Source organism: Chitinophaga sp. 05T412 (genome assembly GCF_056396465.1).
Genome location: NZ_JBFTLN010000016.1, coordinates 89093 through 114490 on the forward strand (window position 1 = coordinate 89093; position 25398 = coordinate 114490).

21 protein-coding genes are annotated in these 25398 nt (G+C 47.1%); 12 read left to right on the forward strand and 9 right to left on the reverse strand.

The window, feature by feature from the left end:
• The first annotated feature begins 3 nt into the window (after positions 1-3).
• The 3 genes from AC1DFM_RS28065 to AC1DFM_RS28075 are packed head-to-tail and all read left to right on the forward strand — an operon-like array spanning position 4 to position 3422.
• Entirely contained in the window at positions 4-1200 is a 1197-nt protein-coding gene (locus tag AC1DFM_RS28065) for a nucleoside permease (RefSeq protein ID WP_477080093.1), read from the forward strand.
• A gap of 12 nt (positions 1201-1212) precedes the next feature.
• The gene (locus tag AC1DFM_RS28070; RefSeq protein WP_477080094.1) at positions 1213-2406 is read left to right on the forward strand and encodes a Gfo/Idh/MocA family protein; all 1194 of its coding nucleotides are present in this window, start codon (positions 1213-1215) and stop codon (positions 2404-2406) included.
• A gap of 11 nt (positions 2407-2417) precedes the next feature.
• On the forward strand, positions 2418-3422 hold the full coding sequence (locus AC1DFM_RS28075) for a Gfo/Idh/MocA family protein (protein ID WP_477080095.1): 1005 nt from the start codon (positions 2418-2420) through the stop codon (positions 3420-3422).
• Positions 3423-3535: 113 nt separating this feature from the next.
• On the opposite strand, the gene AC1DFM_RS28080 is transcribed toward AC1DFM_RS28075, so the two are convergent.
• Positions 3536-4465, reverse strand: coding sequence for a DUF1574 family protein (locus AC1DFM_RS28080; protein WP_477080096.1), 930 nt, complete (start codon positions 4463-4465; stop codon positions 3536-3538).
• Between the two features lie 2 nt (positions 4466-4467).
• The gene (locus AC1DFM_RS28085; protein WP_477080097.1) at positions 4468-5904 is read right to left on the reverse strand and encodes an MBOAT family O-acyltransferase; all 1437 of its coding nucleotides are present in this window, start codon (positions 5902-5904) and stop codon (positions 4468-4470) included.
• Positions 5905-6103: 199 nt separating this feature from the next.
• Between AC1DFM_RS28085 and AC1DFM_RS28090 the strand changes: the two genes are divergently transcribed.
• Positions 6104-6685, forward strand: a complete 582-nt coding sequence (locus tag AC1DFM_RS28090) for a PhnA domain-containing protein (RefSeq protein ID WP_477080098.1) — start codon at positions 6104-6106, stop codon at positions 6683-6685.
• A 115-nt stretch (positions 6686-6800) separates the two neighbouring features.
• Here AC1DFM_RS28090 and AC1DFM_RS28095 read toward each other — a convergent pair whose 3' ends face one another.
• Positions 6801-8015: a glycosyltransferase family 87 protein gene (locus tag AC1DFM_RS28095; RefSeq protein WP_477080099.1), complete on the reverse strand. Its 1215-nt coding sequence runs from the start codon at positions 8013-8015 to the stop codon at positions 6801-6803.
• A gap of 352 nt (positions 8016-8367) precedes the next feature.
• Here AC1DFM_RS28095 and AC1DFM_RS28100 point away from each other — a divergent pair, with 352 nt between their 5' ends.
• On the forward strand, positions 8368-10761 hold the full coding sequence (locus tag AC1DFM_RS28100) for a glycoside hydrolase family 2 protein (RefSeq protein WP_477080100.1): 2394 nt from the start codon (positions 8368-8370) through the stop codon (positions 10759-10761).
• Positions 10762-10805: 44 nt separating this feature from the next.
• Here AC1DFM_RS28100 and AC1DFM_RS28105 read toward each other — a convergent pair whose 3' ends face one another.
• Both AC1DFM_RS28105 and AC1DFM_RS28110 read right to left on the reverse strand, forming a co-directional pair.
• A complete protein-coding gene (locus AC1DFM_RS28105) occupies positions 10806-11699 on the reverse strand; it encodes a ThuA domain-containing protein (protein ID WP_477080101.1) in 894 nt (297 codons plus the stop codon).
• A gap of 260 nt (positions 11700-11959) precedes the next feature.
• Positions 11960-12382 carry a VOC family protein gene (locus AC1DFM_RS28110; RefSeq protein ID WP_477080102.1) on the reverse strand — a complete coding sequence of 141 codons (423 nt, stop codon included), beginning with the start codon at positions 12380-12382 and terminating at the stop codon, positions 11960-11962.
• Between the two features lie 120 nt (positions 12383-12502).
• Here AC1DFM_RS28110 and AC1DFM_RS28115 point away from each other — a divergent pair, with 120 nt between their 5' ends.
• The 4 genes from AC1DFM_RS28115 (at position 12503) to AC1DFM_RS28130 (ending at position 17278) form a co-directional block, all read left to right on the forward strand.
• Complete coding sequence (locus tag AC1DFM_RS28115) at positions 12503-13495, forward strand: GlxA family transcriptional regulator (protein WP_477080103.1); 993 nt, start codon at positions 12503-12505, stop codon at positions 13493-13495.
• A gap of 2 nt (positions 13496-13497) precedes the next feature.
• Positions 13498-13935 (forward strand): SRPBCC family protein, encoded by a 438-nt coding sequence (locus AC1DFM_RS28120; protein ID WP_477080104.1) that lies wholly within the window; start codon positions 13498-13500, stop codon positions 13933-13935.
• Positions 13936-14006: 71 nt separating this feature from the next.
• Positions 14007-16631, forward strand: coding sequence for a glycoside hydrolase family 2 protein (locus tag AC1DFM_RS28125; protein WP_477080105.1), 2625 nt, complete (start codon positions 14007-14009; stop codon positions 16629-16631).
• 170 nt (positions 16632-16801) lie between these two features.
• Positions 16802-17278 carry a GNAT family N-acetyltransferase gene (locus AC1DFM_RS28130; protein WP_477080106.1) on the forward strand — a complete coding sequence of 159 codons (477 nt, stop codon included), beginning with the start codon at positions 16802-16804 and terminating at the stop codon, positions 17276-17278.
• On the opposite strand, the gene AC1DFM_RS28135 is transcribed toward AC1DFM_RS28130, so the two are convergent.
• Both AC1DFM_RS28135 and AC1DFM_RS28140 read right to left on the reverse strand, forming a co-directional pair.
• On the reverse strand, positions 17270-18349 hold the full coding sequence (locus AC1DFM_RS28135) for a mechanosensitive ion channel family protein (protein ID WP_477080107.1): 1080 nt from the start codon (positions 18347-18349) through the stop codon (positions 17270-17272). The genes AC1DFM_RS28130 and AC1DFM_RS28135 overlap by 9 nt on opposite strands.
• Before the next feature lie 43 nt (positions 18350-18392).
• On the reverse strand, positions 18393-19424 hold the full coding sequence (locus AC1DFM_RS28140; RefSeq protein WP_477080108.1) for a quinone oxidoreductase family protein: 1032 nt from the start codon (positions 19422-19424) through the stop codon (positions 18393-18395).
• 72 nt (positions 19425-19496) lie between these two features.
• Between AC1DFM_RS28140 and AC1DFM_RS28145 the strand changes: the two genes are divergently transcribed.
• Both AC1DFM_RS28145 and AC1DFM_RS28150 read left to right on the forward strand, forming a co-directional pair.
• Positions 19497-19880 (forward strand): winged helix-turn-helix transcriptional regulator, encoded by a 384-nt coding sequence (locus tag AC1DFM_RS28145; RefSeq protein WP_477080109.1) that lies wholly within the window; start codon positions 19497-19499, stop codon positions 19878-19880.
• A gap of 179 nt (positions 19881-20059) precedes the next feature.
• Positions 20060-22444, forward strand: a complete 2385-nt coding sequence (locus AC1DFM_RS28150) for an ABC transporter permease (RefSeq protein WP_477080110.1) — start codon at positions 20060-20062, stop codon at positions 22442-22444.
• Between the two features lie 71 nt (positions 22445-22515).
• Here the strand turns inward: AC1DFM_RS28150 and AC1DFM_RS28155 are convergent, their stop codons facing one another.
• Together AC1DFM_RS28155 and AC1DFM_RS28160 are read right to left on the reverse strand one after the other, a co-directional pair.
• Complete coding sequence (locus tag AC1DFM_RS28155; RefSeq protein ID WP_477080111.1) at positions 22516-22986, reverse strand: glycine zipper domain-containing protein; 471 nt, start codon at positions 22984-22986, stop codon at positions 22516-22518.
• 53 nt (positions 22987-23039) lie between these two features.
• Positions 23040-23501 (reverse strand): N-acetyltransferase family protein, encoded by a 462-nt coding sequence (locus tag AC1DFM_RS28160; RefSeq protein ID WP_477080112.1) that lies wholly within the window; start codon positions 23499-23501, stop codon positions 23040-23042.
• Between the two features lie 204 nt (positions 23502-23705).
• Here AC1DFM_RS28160 and AC1DFM_RS28165 point away from each other — a divergent pair, with 204 nt between their 5' ends.
• Positions 23706-25361 carry a UxaA family hydrolase gene (locus AC1DFM_RS28165; RefSeq protein WP_477080113.1) on the forward strand — a complete coding sequence of 552 codons (1656 nt, stop codon included), beginning with the start codon at positions 23706-23708 and terminating at the stop codon, positions 25359-25361.
• The last annotated feature ends 37 nt before the right edge of the window (positions 25362-25398 follow it).

Consider the following 25398-nt stretch of genomic DNA (forward strand, 5'->3'; position numbering starts at 1 on the left):
TGTATGCCAGTATCTGTTCGTATTCGTTTATCCGTATTGATGTTCCTGCAATACTTTACCTGGGGTGCCTGGTACGTGACCATGGGGACTTACCTGATGACCACGTTGAAGACGGATGCCGTAGAGATGGGAGCAGCCTATGCTAATCTTTCCATTGCGGCTATCATATCGCCGTTTTTTATCGGGTTGGTAGCCGATCGTTTTTTCTCCGCACAACGGGTACTCGCAGTGCTGCATCTAACGGGTGCGGTTACACTGACCTGGATCAGTTATGTAACAGACTTCACCAGTTTCTGGTGGCTGATCCTGTTGTATACCTTGTTGTACATGCCTACCATGTCGCTCGCCAATGCAGTCTCCTTCCGGCAGATGACAGATACCGAACGGCAGTTTCCAACCGTACGGGTTTTCGGCACAGCAGGATGGATTCTGGCGGGTCTGTTCATCGGCTTCATGGGCCTGGAAGCCACAGCGGCTCCGTTTCGTATAGCCGCTGCCAGCTCATTGTTATTGGGCCTGTACAGCTTCTTTTTGCCGCATACACCGCCCACACGGATGCCGGTGAAGCTATCGGATATACTGGGGCTGGATGCGCTGGTATTGTTTAAACAGCGCAATTACGTGGTGTTCTTTATCACGGCCATTACCATCTGTATTCCGCTGGCGTTTTATTACAGTCTCGCGAATCCGTTCCTCAACGCCATCGGCGTAGAGAATGCTGCCGGCAAAATGACACTGGGACAGGTATTTGAATCCGTTTTCTTACTGGCCATGCCTTTCCTGTTCAGGAAACTGGGGGTGAAGAAAATGTTGTTGCTGGGCATGAGCTGCTGGATACTACGTTATGTTTTCTTCGCCTATGGCGATAACCATACACAGGTGTGGATGTTGTATGCCGGTGTCCTGTTACACGGGGCTTGCTATGATTTCTTTTTTGTTACCGGGCAGATATATACCGATCAGCGCGCGGGTGTTACCGTCAGGAGCGCGGCACAAGGCCTCATTACTTTTGCGACCTATGGCATTGGAATGCTGATAGGTTCTTATGTATCGGGATTTGTAGCCTCGCACAACAGTACTACCGTAGGTAACGTATTGCAATATGACTGGCGCCACATCTGGCTGGCGCCCGCCGCCCTCAGCGGGTTGGTGATGGTATGTTTCTTTTTTTTATTCAGAGATCATAAGCGTAATTCTTAAAAATATTTTTTTATGGGAAGAAAAATTGCCATGCTGGGAGCGGGTTTCATCGGCCGTTTCTATGCCGATTCCATACAAGGACAAAGAAGTAAAGACAAAATCGTCAGCATTTATTCCCGCAAAGCGGAAAGTGTGGCAAAGTTCGCCAGCGATTATAATGTAGCACATACTACCACCGAGATGGAAGCAGCCATTCAACATCCGGAAGTAGATGTAGTATGTATTGCATTGCCCAATAATCTCCACGAAGCGGCCGTGAACATGTGCTGCAAACATAAAAAGGCAGTCATCTGTACCAAGCCACTGGGGCGTAATGCAGAAGAAGCCAAACGGATGTTGCTCGCTGTGGAAGCCGCCGGTATTTTCCACGCTTATATGGAAGACCTGGTATATACCCCGAAGTTTTCCAGGGCGCTGGAAAGCGTACAGGCGGGAGCGTTAGGGCGCATTTTGTGGGCCAAATCACGGGAAACACATCCGGGTCCCCACAGTGATTGGTTCTGGGACAAAGAACAGGCCGGCGGCGGATGTATGCTGGACCTGGGCTGCCATTGCGTAGAAATTGCCCGCAGCTTTATTGGCAAAGATATTAAGCCCGTAGAGGTGATGTGCTGGGCTGATACACAGGTGAAACCCATTGCCGCAGAAGATCACGCTATTGCATTGGTGAAGTATGAAAACGGCGCCATCGGGCAGTTTGAAGTCAGCTGGACTTTCCGTGGCGGCCTCGACCTGCGCGATGAAGTAATGGGCACAGAAGGAACCATCTGGCTGAATAGCTTTCTGCGCACCGGCTTTGATATGTTCACCACCGGCAAAGGGGGCGACTATATCGCTGAAAAAGCAGAGAGTAACAGCGGCTGGCTATTCCCTGTGGGCGATGAGCTCAACGAGCTGGGCTACAACCATATGTTTGCGGATATGTTCAATGCCATCGAAGAAAATCGGGCGCCCCGCGAAACCTTCTACGATGGATATGTGGTGAATGCCATTCTCGACGCAGCTTACCGAAGTGCTACCAGCAAGCAGTGGGAGCCTGTGCAGCTGGACATCTGGCGCGGACAAACCGGGTTAACCAAGCCCGTCACCCTGGTACCTTATGATGACCAACATTATCTGATTAAGGAAGAAGTGACCCATTTTGGCAGCACTAAACTCATCCTGAAAGAAAAACAAAGCGGCAACATCATCGAAATCGTAAAATAAAATAATCATACATGAATACATCTTCGTATAACCGCCGGCGTTTTATCCGGGATGCCGCCATTACCGGCATCGGGCTTGGACTTACGGCATCTGCCGGAAAACTGATGGCGGCCACGCCGGCGGCAGATGGGCGTCGCGTGGGGATTATCGGCCTCGATACCTCACATAGTGTAGAGTTTACTAAAATGCTGAATGCCGCCACGCCCGATCCTGCTTTTGGTGGATACCACGTTACGGTGGCTTATGCACAAGGCAGTAAGGATATTGCCTCCAGCCTGGAAATGGTGCCCGGTAACCTAAAACAGGTAAAGGAACTCGGCGTAGAAGTAGTGGATAGCATTGCTGCCTTGTTGAAAAAATGTGATGTCGTATTGCTGGAGTCCAACGATGGACGGGTACACCTGGAACAGGCATTGCCCGTGTTTAAAGCTGGGAAAAGAGTATTTATCGATAAACCCATCTCCGCGTCGCTGGTAGATACACAGGCTATTTTCAAAGCAGCCGCGCAACATAAAGTACCGGTGTTCTCTTCTTCCGCCCTACGTTTTATAGAAAGCATCCAACAAGTGAAAGCAGGCAGCATTGGTAAAGTAACGGGCGCGGATATTTACACGCCTTCGCCTACAGAGAAAACACATCCGGATCTTTTCTGGTATGGCATTCATGGTGTAGAAATGCTATACGCCCTGATGGGAACCGGCTGTCAGCGTCTTACCCGCACTACGGAAGCCGATATGGACCATATCACCGCCGTTTGGAAAGATGGGCGCATTGGTACCTTAAGAGGCGTGAAGAAAGGGCCTTACGGTTTTGGAGGGCATGCCTTTGGTGAAAAAGCCATCGCATCTATCGGCGATTTCAACTCCTATCGTCCGCTGATGCTGCAGATCACAGCTTTTTTCCAGAGTGGTATCCCACCCGTATCTCCCGAAGAAACGCTGGAGATGACAGCCTTTATGGAAGCCGCAGATGATTCCAGACGTAGGAATGGAGCAACGGTGGAGCTGCAGCAGTAGAGCTAAAAGCAGAAAGCGGAAAGCAAAAAGCTATTATAGCGAATGGACCAAAGCGAATATATTATACGCACTGATCATTCGCTATAATAGCTTTTTGCTTTCTGCTTTCTGCTCTACCGCAGCAACTTCCGCTCCTTATCAATACTCCGTATCAGGCTATCCATTTTTTTGGAAAGCTTTTCTGCGCCGGCGCCATTCATATGATCGCCATCATAAAAATCGTTGATGTTAAAAGACGAATCTTTCAGGAAGGAGTGATAGTAAGTATTATCATGTGTGCTCACCAGCTCCTGTGCGGTATTCACGGTGAGATTCATTTGTGCGGTATCCAGGTTATCGTAATACGTGTGATAGGCAGGTGGTGTATAAAAAAGGACTACTGCATTTTTTTGTTTGGCCAGGGAGATGATTTTTTCCAGTATCGATTTTTGTGTGGCAAATAGTGCCTTGCTTTTTTGGGTGTGCTTTTTAGCGCCTTCCAGTCCGGTAGCGGCTACGTCCTGGTTGGTGGGAAACGGGATCTGCCAGCCTAACGGAGAGCACCCTACGGTTTCTTTATGACGGACATAGTAAATCGCCAGTTTTTTCAAATTCAGCTCTAAACTACCACATAATATTTCTGTATAGTTGCTGGGTTTATTGGAACTATTTAGTTTGAGATAAAGCATGTAGTACTTTACTCTCCATGCTTCCGCGGCTTGCGACAGGTTGGTAAACAGCGTAAAGTAGGAGATGGGCAGTACCACATATTTCAAATGAGTGAGTTGTTTGTCGAATTTTTGCAGGATTTGTAAATCGTAGTCGATGCTCTGGCTGCTGATAGCGGCATTGAAACTGTTGGCGGAAATATATTGCGGATTGATACCCAGGTAAGCATGAGAGCTACCCAGGAACAGTATTTGAATACTGTCGGCATGTTGTTCGAGATACGTTCTTTTATACGAATACTCATTAGGTATGCGGCGTAACATCACCTCGAAAATTAATCCCAGCAGGACGATCGGCAAAAGAAAAAGAGATATCTTTTTAAGTATTTTTTTCATGTCTAAAACTGGAAATAAATGAATTGCTGATCAGTGCCTGCAAAGTAAAAGATACAGAAAATAATAGCGTAGTACACAGACCACCGGATCAGGGTAGGCCGGTTCACCCACAACCGCGCAATAGCATATTGTTGCTCTCTTCCCAACCATTCAATCACCATAAAAATAGCAATCAGCACAAATATTTTTACCGGCATTACTTCCGGGGCTGTAAAGAGAGAAGGGGAAAAGATGGTACTGATATACTGCCATGCATGGCCGATATTTTCCGCCCGGAATACAATCCACGCAAAGCTGGCCAGGGCAAACGTAAGTACAATATTGATGAACTCCCGGAAGGTGGGGAATAGCCGGCCCTGCGCCACAATTTCCAGGTGATGCCTGTTTTTATTGAAGATGATCAGCGGCATAATGAATAGTGCATTCAGGGCGCCCCATACAATGAAGGTCCAGTTAGCACCATGCCAGAAGCCACTTACCAGAAATATGATGAAGGTATTACGTACTTTCATCCACGTACCTCCTTTGCTGCCTCCCAATGGAATGTAGAGGTAGTCGCGAAACCAGGACGATAATGAAATATGCCAGCGCCGCCAGAATTCGGCAATGTCGCGCGAAAAATACGGGAAAGCGAAATTGCGCAATAGCTCTATCCCAAAGAGCCGCGCGGTACCCAGCGCAATATCTGAGTAGCCCGAAAAGTCGCAGTAAATCTGTATCGTGAAAAAGAAAGCACCTATTACCAGTGTACTGCCATGATATTCGCCGGAGTTGTTGAAAATCATATTGGCATAGTACGCGCAGTTATCTGCAATCACCACTTTTTTAAACATCCCCCACAAAATCTGTTTCAGTCCATCTACTCCCTGGTTATAATCAAACTGACGTGGCTTTTTGATTTGTGGTAACAGATGGGTGGCTCTTTCAATAGGGCCCGCTACCAGTAAGGGAAAGAAGCTTACAAAAACAGAGTATACCACAAAATCTTTTTCCGGTTGAATCCTGTTCTTATAAATATCTATTACATAAGATAAGCCATGGAAGGTATAAAAAGAAATACCTACCGGGAGAATAATATCCAGCACCCAGGGATGCACTTGCAGCCCCAGCAGTGCTAATGCCTGGGCAAAAGAAGCGGCAAAGAAATTGAAATACTTGAATACGCCCAGGAATCCCAGGTTCACACATACACTCAACCAAAACCAAAACTTCTTCGTCCCCGGCGTAGTAGACTCAAACATTTTGAGACCGGTAAAGTAATCCAGCAGCGTAGAGAAAATGAGCAGAAACAGGAAACGGTAATCCCAGCACGCATAAAAGAAGTAGCTGGCTACCAGCAACAGTGTATTCTGAAGTTTCAGACTTTTATTTGTGACAAACCAGTAAAGCGCCAACACGATTGGTAAGAAAATGGCAAAATTTATCGAGTTAAAAAGCATGAAGCAGTTTGATGTTAAGTCTAAAATTCAAGCAAGTTAATTTCATAGGTATTGTGAAATTCCGTAATGGGAACATAATAGATGTGCGAAACTAGCAAAAAAATGGATATCATTCACTACAATAGCTTTTTGCGTTCCCCTTTATGCTTTCGGCTTATAATAGTACCTTCGTGCCCATTTTTTTACAACAAGGGACATTATGAAGCTGAACGAACTATTACAGCAAAGGAGCGACAATAAGTGCGAACTATGTCAGGCCACTGATACGTTGAATGTTTATGAAGTACCTCCACAATCTTACGCGGATCAGGACAACTGTATCCTCGTCTGCCAACAATGCCAGTCGCAGATTGAAAAGAAAGCAGAACTGAACAGTGAACACTGGCGTTGCTTATCCGACAGCATGTGGAGTGAGATTCCAGGCGTACAAATCGTATCCTGGCGCATGCTCAACCGTCTGAAAAACGAAAGCTGGGCCATGGACAATCTGGACATGATTTACCTGAACGACGAAGCACTGGCCTGGGCTAAAGCTACCGGCGATCATGAAAGCGATGGCGCCGTAGATCTGCACCGCGACAGTAACAACGCTGTATTGCAAAACGGAGACTCCGTAGTACTGATTAAATCCCTGGATGTAAAAGGGTCTACCCTGAATGCCAAAATGGGTACTGTAGTAAAGAATATCCGTCTGGTAGAAGATAACGTGGAACAAATAGAAGGTAAAATAGAAGGGCAGGTAATTGTGATATTGACGAAGTACGTTAGAAAGCAGAGCTAGTATAAGCATAAAGCAGAAAGCACAAAGCATAAAGCTATTGAGGCGAATGATCAAAGCGAAAATATAATCGCTAAGGTCATTCGCCTCAATAGCTTTATGCTTTGTGCTTTCTGCCTTATGCCGCTTTATGGTGTGCTTCCACCAACACTACTTTACTGGTTTGTGCCACAAAGAATGGCTCCAGTACTATTTTTACCCATACAATAGAACAGAAAACCGCTTTAACAGCATACGGTTCTACGTAGGTTCTGGCGATCCAGTAGGGGGTAATCAAATCTGTAGAAGAGAAAGAGGTAAATGCCAGCGTAAGTACCGCCAGTGTAGTATTAACGCGGGTAGGCGGCTGTGTAAAATACCAAATGGCTACACCTGTCAACGCAATAATATAAGTTGGCGATTCTCCTTTGTGATTAAAGATAACCACCCATATCAGCACCGATGCCAGCATATTCAGGTTAAACTTCGTTTCCCGGCTGTACAATATTTTGATAAAAGGCAATATAAATATAGCCGCCGCCGTGAGGATAAACGCTTGTTTGGAGATCTCCATATTAAACCAGGTATGCCACCAGCCCATTACAGAAACGCCATAAGAAGCAGAATAGTCATTGGCGAGCAGGTGCGCCCAACTCTTATACAGGAAGAGCAGCTGATCTGTAGAAATCACCAGCAAAGGCATTACAGCAATTACCAGTGTCCAGAAGGCGGTATATAAGGCCGCTTTCCAGCGCTGCGGATACAGTAAAAACAACGACAACGCCACAATGCCGAATATCTTGATATAAATAGTGATCACCAGTAACAAGGCCGCCATGGCAAGTTTCTTATTTTCCATGCAATGCCAGGCCAGTATGAAAAAGCCTGTGATAAAAACGTTGATCTGCGAACTGGTCAGGGCAATCATCATCTCTATAGCTAAAAACAACAGGAAAACGGTTTGCTGTTCTTTCTTTATCGGCAACGTTCTGATCGCAATCAGGAATACCACCACGTTCATAATGTTCCAGCAAATCAGCGCCGGTACATCCGGCATCCAGGCAAATAACCCCATCCACATGGCAAAAGAAGGACTGTACTTATACAAGTCGTAATATTCGTCCGGATACAATATGTAGAGATCCTTGTTTTGTATCAGATGCGCCCAAGCATCTTTGAATATGAGAAAGTTGTTGTAACGCGTCCATCTTTCCATGTCCTGGGAAGAAATCCAGGAATGTAAAGAGATGCCCACTGCCATCAACAAAAACAGGATATATAGGTATTTAGGAGAAATGTTACTAATAGCGTGACAGATCGCTTTCCAGCGGCCCTTTAAGCCTAAACTTTGCATGATGCTCTTTTAAAAGTGTGATCGTTGTAGGTTATCCTATATTAAGTCGGTTAGGTTGTTCGCGCAAAACTATATAATTTTTTCTTCATTTATTAATTATAAAATTGTTTTAAGAAATTAATAGCAAACACCTGCAGCGCCCGCCAGCAAAGGTTTGTGAAGTGGTATGATGGCAATTACTCAATCGTTTGAGTGAATCATTGACGGCTTATCCAGATAATGATGTATATTTTGCTACTTTTTTGTTCAACGCCCGGATCTGTTCTTCAGACGAATAAATAATCAACTGATTTTCATAGCCTTACCTTCCGCAGTACTCAATTAACCTTAAAGCTTAATTTTCAACGCCACTATGTTAAAATTAACCGTAAAGCATTTGTTGCTGGCCAATACTATCGGCCTGATCCTGACGCTACCCCTATTTGCACAAACGGGATATAAAATGCAGCCTATCCCCATTCAATCGCGGTGGGCAAAGGAGGTTAGCCCGGATAATGCGCTGCCGGCATATCCCCGCCCTCAGCTCGAACGCGGCAACTGGCAGAACCTCAACGGCCTCTGGGAATACGCCATCACAACTGCCAGCGCCCAAACGCCCGCTACTTTCGACGGACAAATACTGGTGCCCTTTCCACTGGAATCGGCGCTCTCCGGCGTAAAGAAAGGCCTCCTGCCAGATCAACGGCTGTGGTACCGGCGTACCATCAACATCACCCCGCGCAGCGGTGAAAAGGTATTGCTGCACTTCGGCGCCGTGGACTGGCAAACCAATGTATATGTAAATGGAAAAGCGGTAGGCGCTCACACAGGCGGCTATACGGAATTTACCATTGATATTACCGCCGCCGTAAAATCAGGCGATAATACCCTGCTCCTAAAAGTATATGATCCATCCGACCGGGGAATTGGTCCGCATGGCAAACAGGTATTGAATCCCGCGGATATTTATTATACCCCCAGCTCAGGCATCTGGCAAACAGTGTGGCTGGAAACCGTGCCGGCCGACTTTATTGCCGGTTTACACCTGGTGCCTGATATCGATAAAGGCACACTGGCCGTTACCGTGCAAGCCCCTCCCGGCTATCAGGTAGAAGCCGTGGCCTCGGGAGGCGGCACCGTTGTGGGCAGCGTCAAAGGCAGCAGCAACGCCACGCTGCAGCTGAAGATACCAGACGCCGCGTTGTGGTCGCCTGCCAGCCCGTTTCTATACGACCTCTCCGTGACCTTGCTGAAAGGCAATAAGCCCGTCGACAAAGTGAAAAGCTATTTCGGCATGCGCAAAATTTCCATCGCCAAAGATGAAAACGGTGTGGATCGCATCTTTCTGAATAACAAGCCTTATTTTAACCTCGGCACATTGGATCAGGGCTTCTGGCCTGATGGCTTATATACCGCACCTACCGATGAGGCGTTGGCGTTTGATATTAAAGTGATCAAAGCGATGGGGTTCAACACCATCCGTAAACACATTAAAGTAGAACCAGCCCGCTGGTACTTCTGGGCCGATAAGCTCGGCATCCTGGTGTGGCAGGACATGGTGAGTCCCAATCATAGTTTGCCGGATGGCGCCAAAGCGGCCTTTGAAACACAATGCCAGGAAACACTGGCGCAGTTACGTAATCATCCTGCTATCACTACCTGGGTGCTCTTCAATGAAAAATGGGGACAGTTCGATCAGCAACGTTTAACGGAATGGATTAAACGCACCGATCCATCCCGCCTCGTGAACGGACACTCCGGAGAATATCTTTACGTAAATGATAAGCTACGCAGTCCCAGTCCCAACGCCTACGTCAGCGCCGATCTAACGGATGTACACAGCTATCCCAATCCCATGAATGCCATCCGTATGCCCGGCAAGGCACAGGTGTTAGGCGAGTTTGGTGGCATCGGCGTATTTATTCCCGACCATCAGTGGAACATGAGCAGCGCCTGGGGATACATCCTGGAAAAGCCCGGCGCGCTGAAAGCGAAGTATGCCATCATGAATCAACATTTGCAGCTGCTGCAACGCCAGGGCCTCTCCGCCAGCATTTACACCCAACCGTTTGATGTGGAAGGAGAACAAAATGGACTGCTGACTTATGACCGGCAGGTAATAAAAATACCCTTTGCTGAAATCCGGAAAATCCATGCGCCCCTGAATCCCGATATGGGTACACTCCCGGAGGTGGCGGCGGCAGACGCTGATATCACAGACCCTGCCGCCTTGTACAGCGCTGTATTACAGGAGTACATCGACGGAAAAAGAGAGCCGGCATTTTTGAGAAAGATGGCCATGATGGCCGTGCAGGCCGGCGATAAAGAAGGCGCCGCCATGGCGGGTGCAGATTACCTCGCCCAGATAAAGCCTCCTTATACAGAAGATGACCTGCGCTACGTGATGCAGGTGACCGGCAGCACCCGGGATACCGGCTTTACCATTATCCGGAATAATATGAACGCCATCGATAATGCTATGGGCGCCAGACAGGCAGCCGTGAAAATGATGAACCTCATTTACCAGGATCTCATTGCACCCGCGATGCCGGATAACGGCGCTAACCCCGACTGGGCCRCTATCTCCGCCAGCGTTCATCCCTACGGCGATACCGGAGAAGAAATATATCTGCGCGCAAAAACTATTTATCTGCTCAATAAACAGGACAAAGCCGGATTTATACCCGTGGCAAAAGAATACCTGAATAAGTATGGACAATTTGTAAAACTGTCTGAAAAAAAGAAAATAGAAGCATTTATGGAATAGCAGAAAGCTGAAAGCAAAAAGCAAAAAGCCATTGAAGCGAATGACTAATGCGGATAAATAATTGAATACCCGCTCTGGTCATTCGCTTCAATGGCTTTTTGCTTTCCGCTTTTTGCTACCCAAAACAACGCATCCAGTATCAATTGATTCTGTACACTGCTGCCAAATGTGGAAGATAATTCCTTGTTAGTGTGGTGTTCGTAATCAATATCATTATGCCCCATATTCAGGTAGATCATCTTATATTTTCTATTGGTCCATACTACAGGGTAATAGCCGCTATGCCATATCTCGTATGGCTTAGGACCCGTTCCCAGCGGGAAACTCCGGGGATCAATAGATAAGAGGATATCGATATCCGGATTTTTACGCAGATCATTACTCCAGCGATACCATTCATTTGGACAGGCAGAAAAAGTATCCGGTAAATTTTTTGTTGCCGGATGTTGATGGTCTTCTACCCGCAGTAAAGCTGCCGTGGGGCGCCAGGTATTGCTGCCATAGGCCCCGGAGCCCAGGAAGGTATGGTGGTACCAGGGCCAGTTGTCCGGGAAGTCGGACGGCGTGAGCGCAAATGCGGCAAAATGAAATCCCATCCATCCGCCGCCATGTTCCATATACTGCTGGAAGGCGGCCCGTTGTGCCGGATCATCCGGGCGGGTATCCAGGAAAATAACCACCTGGTATTTGGATAGAAAGGCAGGGTTCAGGTTTTGCCAGTTGTTGGTAGAGTCATAGCTGAAATGATGCTGCGCCGCCATCTTCGGAAACCATGCATTGGCTTCATGTACAAAGCTGATATGTGCCGCATCACTTTTGGCCGTATAAAATGCAATGACCCGAAACAGGGGAGTAGTGTCAGTTTGAGCAGGGCATATGGCAGGAATCGTCAGGCTTATCATAAGCAGGACGAGGCTGGTGTGGAATCTTAGCTTCATAAAAAAGTAAATGAATAACAAAATAATTCATTTGCCAGGAATATGCTCTTTTTTTCGTGCAGGGGAGCCCGTTAATGGATGCCTGCCAGTTTCTGGACAATCTCCACCCGATTGCTGGCCGCGGTATCTATGCAGTAATAATTGTCGCATGTCCCCCTTTAGAATGTCGCTTATGCACCTCTATTATGTATAAAACGACAGGTATCTTTGTAACAACAGATTAACTTAAATTTATTGTGATGCAAAAGATCAGGTAATGGCTATTGATAGCGGTTCCCTTCAAAGTTGATCAGCCAGTGATGACCAAATTTATCCGTCAGCGTGCCGAAGAGTGCTCCCCAGAAGGTGTTTTCAAGAGGTTGTGTCGCCTCGCCATGGCGCGATAATTTTGTATAAAAAGTGCGGGCTTCGTCTTCGGAATTGCAGTTGAGTAATAAAGAAACCGCATTCCCGTTCATCAACCCGGCTTCCGGTACCATATCAGATCCGATAATCACCAGGGCGCCTTTGGTCAGACAGGAATGCAAAATGAAATGTTTCATACAAGTAGGAATATCGACGGACATGGGAGATTCACCGATGGTTTGAAAGAGCAATTCTCCACCCAGGCATTCTTTATAAAAGATCATTGCCTCCCGGCAGTTGCCGTTGAAAGTAAGGTAGGTATGGATGCTCGTCATCATGTCCGGATTTTGCTTCGTTAGAAATATTCCACAAAAATCGTAAGCTATCAGGACTCTGAAGGGGGGAGATAGCGACAATTCGTAGGTTAATTGCGGCATTCATTCATTTAATTCTCAGATATGATACATATCTCCATCCTGGTGCCATTAGGTCACACCAGTGTTGTTAATATCGAAGGCAGTTATCAGATTTTCACAGATCTGAACAACTTTCTGGCGGACAAAGGACGGGCTCCCCTGTTCAATGTGCAGCTGGTGGGCATCGCCAAAGTAGTCAATCAGCCCAACCGACTCTTTACCATCACGCCGGATGTGCTGATAAAAGACGTGAAGAAAACAGACCTGATTGTGATCCCCGCCCTGCATGGAGACCAGGCGGCTGCCGCAGAAACAAATAAAGCTTTTATTCCCTGGATTATTCAGCAACACGCCGCGGGAGCTTCTATTGCCAGTCTTTGCCTGGGTGCGTTTTTCCTGGCTGCCACCGGCTTGCTCGATGGCAAAGCCTGCGCTACCCACTGGAAAATGGCCCAGCAGTTCAGAGAAATGTTCCCAAAAGTAAACCTGATGGATGAGCGGGTCATCACAGAAGAAGATGGTATTTATACCAGCGGTGGCGCTTATTCCTATCTGAACCTGATTGTATACCTGGTGGAAAAATATGCCGGCAGAGATATTGCCATCATGACGTCCAAGGCCTACGAGATCGATCTGGAGCGAGATAGCCAGTCGCCCTTCATCATCTTCGAAGGACAAAAAACACATAATGATGCACCCATTCTCAAAGCACAACAGTTTATTGAAGCCAGCTATCAGGATAAAATTACAGTAGATCAGCTGTCAGACCTGACCGCTATCGGAAGAAGAACCTTTGAACGACGATTCAAAAAATCGACCGGTAATACCGTCGTAGAATATATTCAGCGGATTAAAATAGAAGCCGCTAAAAGAGATTTCGAAACCAGTACTAAAAATATCAATGAAGTAATTTATGATGTGGGGTATGTAGATACGAAGTCGTTCAGAACGGTGTTTAAAAAAGTAACAGGCCTTACCCCGCTGGAATACCGGAATAAATATAACAAGCTATCGATTCACGTTGTAAATGAGTAAACATGGTAAAGTTAACATTCAACACCACGATTAATGCACCCCGTCATAAAGTATGGGAAATACTTTGGGGAGAACACACCTATCCTGCCTGGACTGCCCCTTTTGCCGAAGGCTCGAAAATAGTAACAGACTGGCAGGTCGGTGGTCGTACTTTATTTCTGGATGGTAAGAATGAGGGAATGGTATCAACCATTGCTGCGAAAGTGCCGGATGAGTATTTATCTTTCGAACATCTTGGAGATATCAAAGACGGGGTAGAAGATCTGACCAGTGATCGCGTGAAAGCCTGGGCTGGCGCCAGGGAGAACTACACACTCACAGAAGCAAACGGACAAACTGCCTTAGCGGTAGAAATGGATAGCGATGAATCATTCAGCGGTTATTTCGAGTCGGCATTTCCCACAGCGCTGGCCGTAGTGAAAGAATTGGCAGAACAGTGAGGAGTGGTTTTGACGGGGCAGCCCGTTAGCCTATATTTGCAGGCATCGTATTAGCCTGTAAAACTGATCTCATGATATTTCGGAAAGCATCGATTGCCTGCTTACTGTTAATGGCTGTTGGCTCATTATCAGCGCAGGAAAAATATGAACTCAACAGCGGATGGCAGTGTAAGAACATTGCCGGGATAACAGCTACGGGACCACAAATTTCAGATCCTGCTTATCAACTCTCTGGCTGGATACCCGCCACCGTGCCGGGTACGGTATTAACCACCCTGCTGAATAACAAGCAGGTGCCAGACCCGATGTATGGCATGAACAACGAAAAGATACCGGACATCTGGCAAACAGGCCGGGATCACTACACGTATTGGTTTGTGAAAGATTTTACGGAGAAAGCCGCTGCCGGTGAGGCACAGGTATGGCTGCACTTCAGAGGGGTAAATGACGCCTGCGACATCTTCCTCAATGGTCATAAAGTAAATGCCTCTACACATATCGGCGCTTACTTGCGTCAATCTTATAATATCACGCCCTGGCTGGCAAAGAACGGCAACAACCGCCTGGCGGTAATCGTGTATCCACCGGTATTTCCCGGCAACCCCAATGGCGGACAGGGAGGCGATGGTACCATTGCCAAAAATGTAGGCCCGCAATACACCGCCGGATGGGACTGGATACAACCGATGCGCGATCGTAACACCGGTATCTGGGATAAAGTATTTATTGAGAAAACCGGCGCGGTACGCATCAAAGATCCGCATGTGATTACCCGTGTTCCTGGCATCCGCAAAGCAGAAGGGCCGCAGGCGCCAGCTACCGTGATCGTATCGGCCGACCTGGAAAATACCAGCAGCAAAAGTGTGAGCGGTACGCTGCGGTATGATATCAGCGGTGGCATGGCGGTGAAGAAAGTGACGCTACCGCCACATTCCACTACTACCGTGCAATTGCCGGATATGATAATAAAAAATCCAGCCTTGTGGTGGCCCGCCGGTTATGGCCCGCAACATTTGTATCACATGCAGCTGCAGTTCGTGAATAACGGTCGCACCGATGATACAGAAGATGTAGAATTTGGTATCCGCGAAATACAAACGTACTGGAACAATCATACCAGCAGCCGCGAGATCGCGGTAAACGGACAAAAAATATTTATCAAAGGCGGTAACTGGATTACCTCCGACGCGATGTTCCGCTTCAGCAAAGAACGCTATGATGCAGAGGTGCGCTTCCATCGGGACATGAACCTGAACCTCATCAGAATATGGGGTGGTAGCTTAACAGAAAGACCGGAATTCTTTGAAGCCTGCGATAAGTACGGCCTGCTGGTATTCCAGGACTTCTGGATTTCCGGCGACTGTAACGGCCGGTGGCAGGACCCCATGAAGAAAGACGACCAGTGGACCCGCCGCAGGTACCCCGACAATCATTCCCTCTTCCTGGAAAGTGTGGCCGACCAGGTGAAGCTATTGCGTAACTATCCTTCCCTAGCTTTCTGGTGTGGAGGAAATGAAATTACGCCTCCGGCAGATATATTCCATGCGATGAAGGACTCTATCCTGCCCGCATTGGATGGCACACGGTATTTCTTCGACTACTCCAACTCAGACAGTATGTCGTATAATACCCTTGGTGGTAATGGTGATGGACCCTATGGAATCCAGTCTGTGCCTTACTTCTGGAGCTATCGCACATTTCCGTTTAATTCGGAAGTAGGCTCTGTAGGTACGGGTGATTATGAATCACTCGAAAGATTTTTACCGAAGGAAAACCTCGTTGCACCTGACCCGCAAACGGGTAAAACAGATGGTGTATGGGATTATCATAAATACATCGCCTATAATAAATCAGTGGACCCTTACGGTAAAACCACGGATCTAAGGGAGTGGGCCAACAAAGTACAATTGGTGAACTACGACCAGTATCGCGCGTTGATGGAAGGTTTCAGCGCACATATGTGGGATTGGTATACGGGGGTGATCATCTGGAAAACCCAGAACCCATGGACCGCACTACGGGGACAGATGTACGATTATTATCTTGACCCCAATGCCTGCCTGTATGGTACCCGCAAAGGTGCTACGCCGCTGCATGTGATGTATGATCCGGTAGACGGTATGGTGATGGCGGTGAACAACACTTTCAACTATGCCCGTGATCTGATGCTGGAGTTGAAAGTATACGATATGAAAGGCCGCGATACTTTGCTGACACAGTTATTTGTAGAAGTGGGTCCCAGCACCGTTCAAAAGTTCATGTCTTTAAAAGGAGTGATCGACAAGATGACCGAAAAGGAGGGCGCATTCTTTTCTTTACGTCTCCTGAATGCCCAACAACAGGTGGTCGATGAAAATCTTTACTGGTTGGCCGATGGCAAAGGAAATTACTCCGGCCTCCAGCAAATGCCGGCAGCGGCGGTGAAAGTAACCGCACAAAAGGCAGGCGCAGATAGCATTACGGTAACCATCAGTAATCCTGCTGGTAATCCTGTAGCGTTTTTCAACCGCGTATCATTGGTAGATGCGCAAACGAAGCAACGGATTTTGCCGGTGTTTTACAACGACAACTACGTTTCTGTGTTGCCGGGTGAACAAAAAACGGTGAGCATCAGCGGTGCGGCAGTAGGTGCTAACAGCGGTGCACAGATAGCCGTTGAAGGTCACAATGTAAAGCGTCAGTATATCTCTCTATAGCAGCACGTCTGGCATTTTAAGCAATACGTCGAATAACTCCGGTGTATTGCTTAAAATGCTAAATGCTTTTTGTATCTTGATTTTGTTAGCCGGTTCCCCAGACCCTGTGTGTAGCTGTTGCCCGGGATTCAGTTTTAAAAAGGATGTTTTACAACAAAATCATTTAGTAAATGACCACTCTGCAGGAAGACACAATTATCCGGAAATTAACACCAGGCGAAAGAATTCCCTATGATCTTTTACTGTTAGCAGATCCTTCCGTGATAGCCATCAACACTTACCTGTCCCTGTCGGAATTATATGTGATGGAACAGGGCCGGCAGATTATTGGCAGCTATGTATTACACACGAATGATCCGGAAGAAGTGGAAATCAAAAACATCGCTGTGAACCCGGCCTGGCAGGGGAAAGGCTTTGGTAAAATATTGTTGCAGGATGCTACGCAAAGAGCCAGGGCCAATGGTTTCAGACGCCTGGTGATTGGCACCGGCAATTCCAGCATCGCACAGTTGTATTTATACCAACGGCAGGGATTTGAAATCACCGGCATCCGGAAAGACTATTTTATGATGCACTACCAGGAATCGATTTATGAAAATGGTATTCAATGTAAGCACCTGGTAATGCTCGAAAAAAGATTACGTTGATTTGGGTTCATTTTCAATATACGCCCGGGTTTTTGGCAAGCTATCCGGATGATTTTCCCGGATATATTTAATGAGATTTTCCCGGATATAACAACGCAGATCGAAGGCATTGCCCGATGTAGCAGCGCTCATCAATGTCCTCACTTCAATCGTTCGCTCGCTGGTATTAGTGACCTGTAGCGCTTTAGCGCGTTTATCCCATAGCGGGGAAAGCGACAATAACCTTTCAAATTCTGCTCGTATCTTGTCTACCGGCACAGTATAATCCATATAGAAAAAGGCGGTCCCCAGTATTTCAGCGCCTGTGCGGGTCCAGTTCTGAAAAGGTTTCTCTATAAAATAATTAATAGGGAGAATCAACCTTCGTTGGTCCCAGATATTCAACACTACATAGGTCATCGTAATTTCTTCCACGCGGCCCCATTCACCTTCCACTACCAATACATCATCGATACGAATAGGTTGTGTAAATGCAATCTGGAAGCCGGCCAGCAGGTTGCTCAACGATTTTTGCGCTGCAAAACCAATAATGATACCGCTCACTCCCACGCCGGTGAGAAGGCCTGCACCCAGCTTGCGAAGACTGTCGAAGCTCAGTAATATCACACAGGCGGTGAGTACGAGTATAATGGAGATGGATAACTTCCGGATAAACTGCAACTGCGTGCGTATTTTCCGTTCCTTCAGGTTGTTGGCTTTGTTCAGGTCGTACGTATGGTAAACATAGTCTTCCATCACTTTGATGACTCCAATAATCAATGCCGCAAACGAAAGTGTTAACGCTATTTCGGCGGCCTTGCTCATCACGGGCACAAACTTAGGGTTGACGCGCATCAGCGGCAACACCATATTCAGCAACAGCAGGGGCAGAAAGAAGTTGAACGCTTTGCCCAGCCGATAGAGGATACTGTGTACCAGTGAAAACTCCTGTTGTTGTTTCACTGATTGCCGGATAAATACCGATAATAATAATTTGATCAGCCATCCGCTGATGAGTGCAATACCTGCCAGTATCAGATTCCAGAGGAAATCGGGCAGGTGGTCCGCATAGTTTATAAATTGATTCCACATGCGCCTTCCCGCCCAAAGATGATGCCGGCAGGTGCCAGCAATGTTAATGAAGGGCTGGAAGCACCGTCATCACCAGCTTACGGCCTCTGCTCTGGTTGTGCTCCAGCAGCTGGTGCGACTGTTGCACCGTCTCCACACTAAAGGCGCCGGTTACATAAACCGGGGAAGGGGTAATCGTTCCTTTTTCCAACAGGGCCGCTATTTGCCGGAGGCCATCTCCATAGTATGATAAATTCCCGTCAAGCGAGTACGCATAATTGGAGATATTCAGGATCACGATGCCTTTGTTGAACAACATAGCACGACCCGCTTCTGTAGTCAATGCTGTTACATCCTGGTAAATACCATTGGTGAGGAGTATTTCGGCACATATTTCAGAGAGATGCCCACCTACGAGGTCTATCGCGGCATCAAATTTCCGGCCGTTGTTGCGTTGTAAAATCGTGGCTATTAATTCCGGTTGCCGGTAATCAATGATTTGCTCTGCTGTTAATCCCGCCAGTAGCAATTGCTCTCTGCTGGCTTCATTGCCCGCTGTTGCTGTGATATCGGTGTATCCTGCCGCCAGCAATAGCTTCACCAGCACCAATCCCACGCCACCAGCAGCGCCACTGATGAAAACACTGGCAGATGCAGGCAACTGCAACCGCTTATAACATTGTAACGCTGTTAACGACGCAGTAGGCGCTGCAGCAGCTTCTGCAAAGGAAATATTGCGAGGTTTATGCACCAATATTTCCGCCGGCAAACTGATATGCGTGGCATAAGAACCATTACTGCCCATGCTGCCGGAAGCCGCCATCACTGCATCGCCGGGAGCAAAGCCGCTGACCAGCTTCCCCGTTTTTACCACTATCCCGGCACATTCGCGACCCAGAATAGGAGAGTGCATCCGTTTACTTTCGGGGGCACCCTGTCTCATTTGATAATCTATCGGATTGAAAGCAGTAGCTGCTATCTGTACCAGTACTTCCGAATCGCCCGGCTCCGGCAGGGGGAGCGCAGCAGCGGAGAAATGTTCCACGCCACCAAATCCATTGAGTATAATTGCCTGCATGTTTTCGTGATCTTTCATGCGTCAAAATTATGGTCGTGTTCCGGTATATTTGCTATAGGTAAACCGGAGGTAACCGGGTAAATGCACATTATGGCAACGATCACAATAAAAGGAGCGCAACGGGAAGCCACCTGTAAAGAAGAACTTGCCGCCATGCGTGATAGCATGGAATTATTCGGGGGAAAATGGAAGCTGCAAATACTGCGGCACCTGGCCAACCGCCCCGAAGAAACCAATCATTTCAAAAAGATTTTACGCGAGATACATGGTATTTCCGCCAGGATGTTATCGAAAGAACTGAAGCTGATGGAAATGAATTTTTTGGTTACACGGACCGTGCTCAAAACCAAGCCAGTGACGGTAGCATATACTATTACGCCATATGGATTAACCGTGTTGCCCGTGGTAGAGAGTTTGGTGCAGTGGGGGTTGGAGCATCGGGAGAAGGTGAAAGCGGGGATAAAGGAAGTGTAGGGAAGTGCATGCTGTTTCTAAATAAAACAAGATTCAAAACTGAACAGCTGATGTACTTAAACCGGACAGTTTATATATTTTTAAATATTTAAACTGTTTATTGCCAGTGCCTCCTTGCTCGGGCATTTTTTTGGCTGCTTTGACGAAGTCTGTTTCTCCGGACTTAAATTAAAGCCTTCATGCTTAGAAACTATTTCATCACCGCCTTCAGGAGCATCCTGCGTAGCAGGGTGTATTCCATCATCAATATAGCAGGGCTTAGCCTTGGATTAGCGGCCGCCATGCTCATCATGCTTTATATAAAAGACGAAGTGAGCTATGACCGCTTTCATGTCAATGCCAAACAGGTTTACCGCATATTCGTGGAGGCGCGCAATCCCCAGGGAGAGGTTCGGAGAATGGGCATCACAGGGGATGTACAGGGACCACTTTTTGCTTCAAAAATACCCGAGATTAAATCATTTGTACGAGTGGCGGGAGGGCAGGCCGATATCAAAAACGGCGCGGAAGTCAGCAGCATCAAAATGCTGAGTGTAGACAGTAATTTCCTTAACGTATTCTCCTTTCCGCTGCTGAGTGGCAACCCTCAAACAGCGTTGATGGGCGTTAATTCGGTCGTGTTATCGGAAGATGCCGCAAAGAAATATTTTGGCTCCACAACGGCATTGGGGAAAACCCTGTTGATGAAAAGAGGCGACAAATTTGAAGATTTTTCTGTCACCGGTATTGCGAAAAGATGCCCAAAGAATTCATCGTTACAATTTGATGTGCTGCTCCCCCACAAAGCTTCCGCAGAAATGGAACATGGTAGTCAACGATGGAATTCTTTTTATCTAACTACTTATGTATTGCTTTATCCCCAGGCTGATATTGCGGCGGTGGAAGCGAAAATGACAAAGGCATTTGTAGATGATGCGCCAGAAGTAGTCAAACAGATGGAAGAGGCCACTCATGCAAAGTTAGACGGAGGATACCGGCTACAGCCCTTTACCGACCTGCATTTGAACAATAACATCGACAGATACGATATTGCAGGAGCCAGCAACAGCTCTTATTCTTTTATCCTTTCGTGTATTGCGTTTTTTATCTTACTGATTGCCTGTATTAATTTCGTTAACCTCACGCTTGCCCGTTCTCTGAAGAGAGCAAAAGAAATTGGCGTCCGTAAAGTGATGGGGGGTAACAGAAAGCAGCTGATGATGCAATTTCTTGGCGAGTCTTCGCTATTGTGTCTTTTCGCTTTTGTAGTAGCTTTTGGGATGCTCCAATTAGTGCTGCCGGTATTCAATCAGCTTGCGGATAAAAATATCGCGCTCTCCAATATGTTCGATATGAAATTATTGGCGGGCTGTCTGTTTCTTTTTATGGCCACCAGTGGATTAGCAGGTTTTTATCCGGCAATGGTTTTGTCTGATTTTAACCCGGTGAAGGCACTATATGGCCGCTTCTCTTTTTCAGGTAGAAATTACCTTCAAAAAACCTTAGTGGTTACACAGTTTGCGCTCGCATCATTCCTGATTTGTGCCACGTTTATCATCTTCTCCCAATTTACTTATCTCACTAGTAAAAAATTGGGCTATGATGATAGCAACCTGGTCCTGGTGAACAAAGCCGGATTGACCAGCAGCGAGGCCAGATTATTCAGGGAAGAACTGATGAAGGACCCCAACATTCTTGGCGTGGCGGCAAAAGATAATGGCTATGCGTTCAATGGCGGGAAAATAAATGTCGATGAGGGAATTGGTTTCGCTAACGTAGCCATTGATGAATCATATATCCCTTTATTAAAAATCCCGGTACTGCAAGGGAGGAATTTCTCATCTGAGTTTCMCTCGGACTCTTCCAATTCGGTTATCGTAAATAAATCTTTTGTAAAGAAAGCTGGTTGGACAGATCCCATTGGCCAACAGGTGATCGCTAATGGCGAAGAGAAATATCAGGTAATTGGGGTGGTAAAAGATTATCATTTTCAATCCCTGAATCATGAGATAGGACCGGAGCTGTTTTCCATGAAGGGGCCGGATGGATTTGGAATGGCGTATATTAAAATCCGCGCTAATAGTGAATCTGCCAGCCTGATAAATATTGAAAAGGTATTTAAGCGACTCTTCCCATTGACGCCTTATTCTTTTGAATTTAAAGACCAGGAAAACCGGAAAAATTACGAATCGGAAGCCCGGTGGAAACAAATTGTGTTGATTGCCGCTGTCCTTACCATATTTATTTCCTGTATTGGACTCTTTGCTTTGTCCGTATTTTATGCGGAAAAGAGAACCAAGGAGATTGGTATCCGCAAGGTACTGGGCGCCTCTGTAAGCCGTGTAGCGGCTGTATTATCGATGGACTTCCTGAAATTAATAGTGATGGCACAACTCATATCTATTCCGTTGGCATGGATAGCTGCCGGCCACTGGCTTCAAAATTATCCTTACCGGATTACCTTAAACGGGTTGATGTTTGCCCTGGAAGCTGTAATCGTTGTGGTGATTGCGCTTGTGACGATAAGTTTTCAGTCCATCAAAGCAGCTATTGCTGACCCGGTAAAAAGTTTGAGAAGTGAATAGCTTTCAGATAGTAAAAACAAAAAAGCCTTGCAGCACCGCTGCAAGGCTTGCATATATTTCTACAACAAAACTTACTGTCCCTGTCCTTGTTTCTTCTTCTTGTGATCCACAATGGCGCCGGTTCCAGCACCTACACCTGCACCAATTAAGGTACCAATGGCAGCGCCTTTCACGCGATCTTTATTCACAATAGCACCGGTAATCGCACCTGCACCAGCACCTACAACGGCGCCTTTAGCGGTATGACTCCATCCTTTCCAACCTTTTTTCTTAGCGGGGGCGGGAGCGGGAGTTGCGGGCGCCGGATTATTCATTTCAGCGTCAGCATAGCCTGGTGTTACGGCTGAATTGCCTTGGGTATGATGTGGATGTTTTTTCAATCGGTTCATGGAGTCTACTACCTGCTGTTTAATAGCGCTCACATTGTTCATCGAGTCGATCGTCGCTTTTTTAGCACTTTCTATAGCGGCGGCATTATCAGCATTGCTTTTGCAGGAAAATAAAACGACTGCTGCTGCTAAGGCTACAAGTAACTGTTTCATGGTTAAAATTCTTTTAACTGGCCACCGTCGAAAATTGTGCCAAACTCGGGAGATCAAAGTGGTAACCGCATTTCTATCAGATTCTTCTGAAATCCGGCCTTTTCGTAGGCCCGCACCGCCGCCTCGTTTTGAGCGTATACATCCAGTTTTAATTCGGTGATGCCCTGAGAGATGACCCAGGCTTTCAGGCCCTCTATAATGAGTTGATTGACCCCTTTACCCCGATGTGACGGATCTACCCACATAAATCCCAGATAGGCCTGCTTCGGGAAAATGAGGTAAGGTTTGGCGTCTTCTATGCGTGCATAGCCGGAGCCGATCAATTGGTGATGATAAGTGGCTACTAATACTTCCACATGACTGGCTTCAATCATGGCGGCAATATCGTAATAATGAATGGTGCCTGGTTGTAAGGTGTTGTCGTACGGTCGTTCGGCGGTGATAATGCCTTGTTCGAATTCCAGCAAAACGGGAAGATCCGCTGGTACTGCCTTTCTGATGAGAACTGTTTCCATGCGTTAATTTTATGCTAACAGGTGAAACCAAATATCCGTTTTTTTTCGGCAACGTTTGCATAAATAGGTAATACCATTCATGATTATTGTTGTATACTTGACACTAAAAAATAAGAAATAAAACGCTCCCGGTCGATGCCGCCGCAATTTGAACGCATTACTGAACACTCGGGTAATGGTACATCTCTCAAAAAATATATACGCATGAAACAAATAATACTAAAAGTGCATCCGGCCGACAATGTGCTGGTGGCCTTGCAGGACCTGGAGCCAGGAACCACAGTCACGTATAACGACACCGCATATACGATACAGGAGAAGATTCCGGCCAAACATAAATTTGCCGCCGCAACACTGGCACCAGGTGATCCGCTCCTGATGTACGGGGTGCTGGTAGGACATGCGCAAACAGCTATTACTATTGGCAACCGTATTACGGTAACGAATATACGTCATGCTGCCAGTCCATACCAACTGGCTGCACAGCGAAGAACAGCATGGACAGCGCCGGATATCTCCCAATGGCAGCAAACAACATTCAATGGTTATCACCGGCCCGATGGGAGCGTGGGCACGGCTAACTATTGGCTGGTAATACCATTGGTATTCTGTGAAAACAGGAATGTAGAAGTGTTGAAAGAAGCATTGGTGTCCGCATTGGGATATAGCCAGCCGCCGAAGTATGCAGCCTTTACACGTAAGCTGGTGGCGCAACAGCAGGCAGGAGCAACTGCCATGAGTATACTGGAAACAGTATATACGGAAGATGTCATTGGCCCCGAAACAACCCGCATCTTCGAAAATGTGGACGGCATCAAATTTTTGACACATGATGGCGGCTGTGGCGGTATCCGCCAGGATGCGCAAACCCTCTGCGGACTGCTCGCCGGATATATTACCCACGCCAACGTAGCCGGTGCTACCGTGTTGAGCCTGGGTTGTCAGAATGCACAGGTAAGTTTGTTGCAGGAGGAAATCAGAAAACGGGACCCTGCCTTTGCGAAACCGTTATATATATTGGATCAACAGCAAACTGGTACAGAAAGCGATTTAATCACACAGGCGATCCGGCAAACGTTCGCAGGACTGATGACCGCCAATGAAAGTACCCGGCAGCCAGCGCCCCTGAGCAAACTATGTGTAGGACTGGAATGTGGCGGCTCCGACGGATTCTCCGGTATTTCGGCCAACCCGGCCATCGGTTATACCGCGGATCTGCTGGTGGCACTTGGGGGTTCCGTTATATTATCTGAGTTCCCTGAACTATGTGGCGTAGAACAGGAAATGAGTGATCGCTGTGCAAACGTAGCAGACGCCACCCGCTTCATTCAGCTCATGAGTACGTATCAGCAGCGGGCAGAAGAAGCCGGCTCCGGATTCGATATGAATCCATCTCCCGGAAATATAAAAGATGGCCTCATCACCGATGCCATTAAATCGGCCGGCGCGGCGAAGAAAGGAGGCACTTCTCCGGTGATAGCCGTATTGGACTACCCCGAAAAAGTACAGCAACCGGGACTCCATTTGTTGTGTACGCCTGGAAACGATGTGGAATCCACCACCGCAGAAGTAGGCAGCGGCGCCAATATCGTTTTATTTACCACCGGACTCGGTACCCCTACCGGGAATCCTATTGCACCGGTGATCAAACTGTCCAGCAATACGCCCCTGTATCAACGTATGCACGATATCATCGATATCAATACCGGTACGATTATAGAAGGCACGGAAACCATCCCCGAAGCCGGCGCGCGCATACTGGATTACGTGATAGCAGTGGCCAGTGGTACCACTGCCGCAAAATCTGTGGTAAATGGACAGGATGATTTCATCCCGTGGAAAAGAGGGGTATCGCTGTAAATCGTCTCCTAAAAAAAAATTTTAAACACTGCTGACA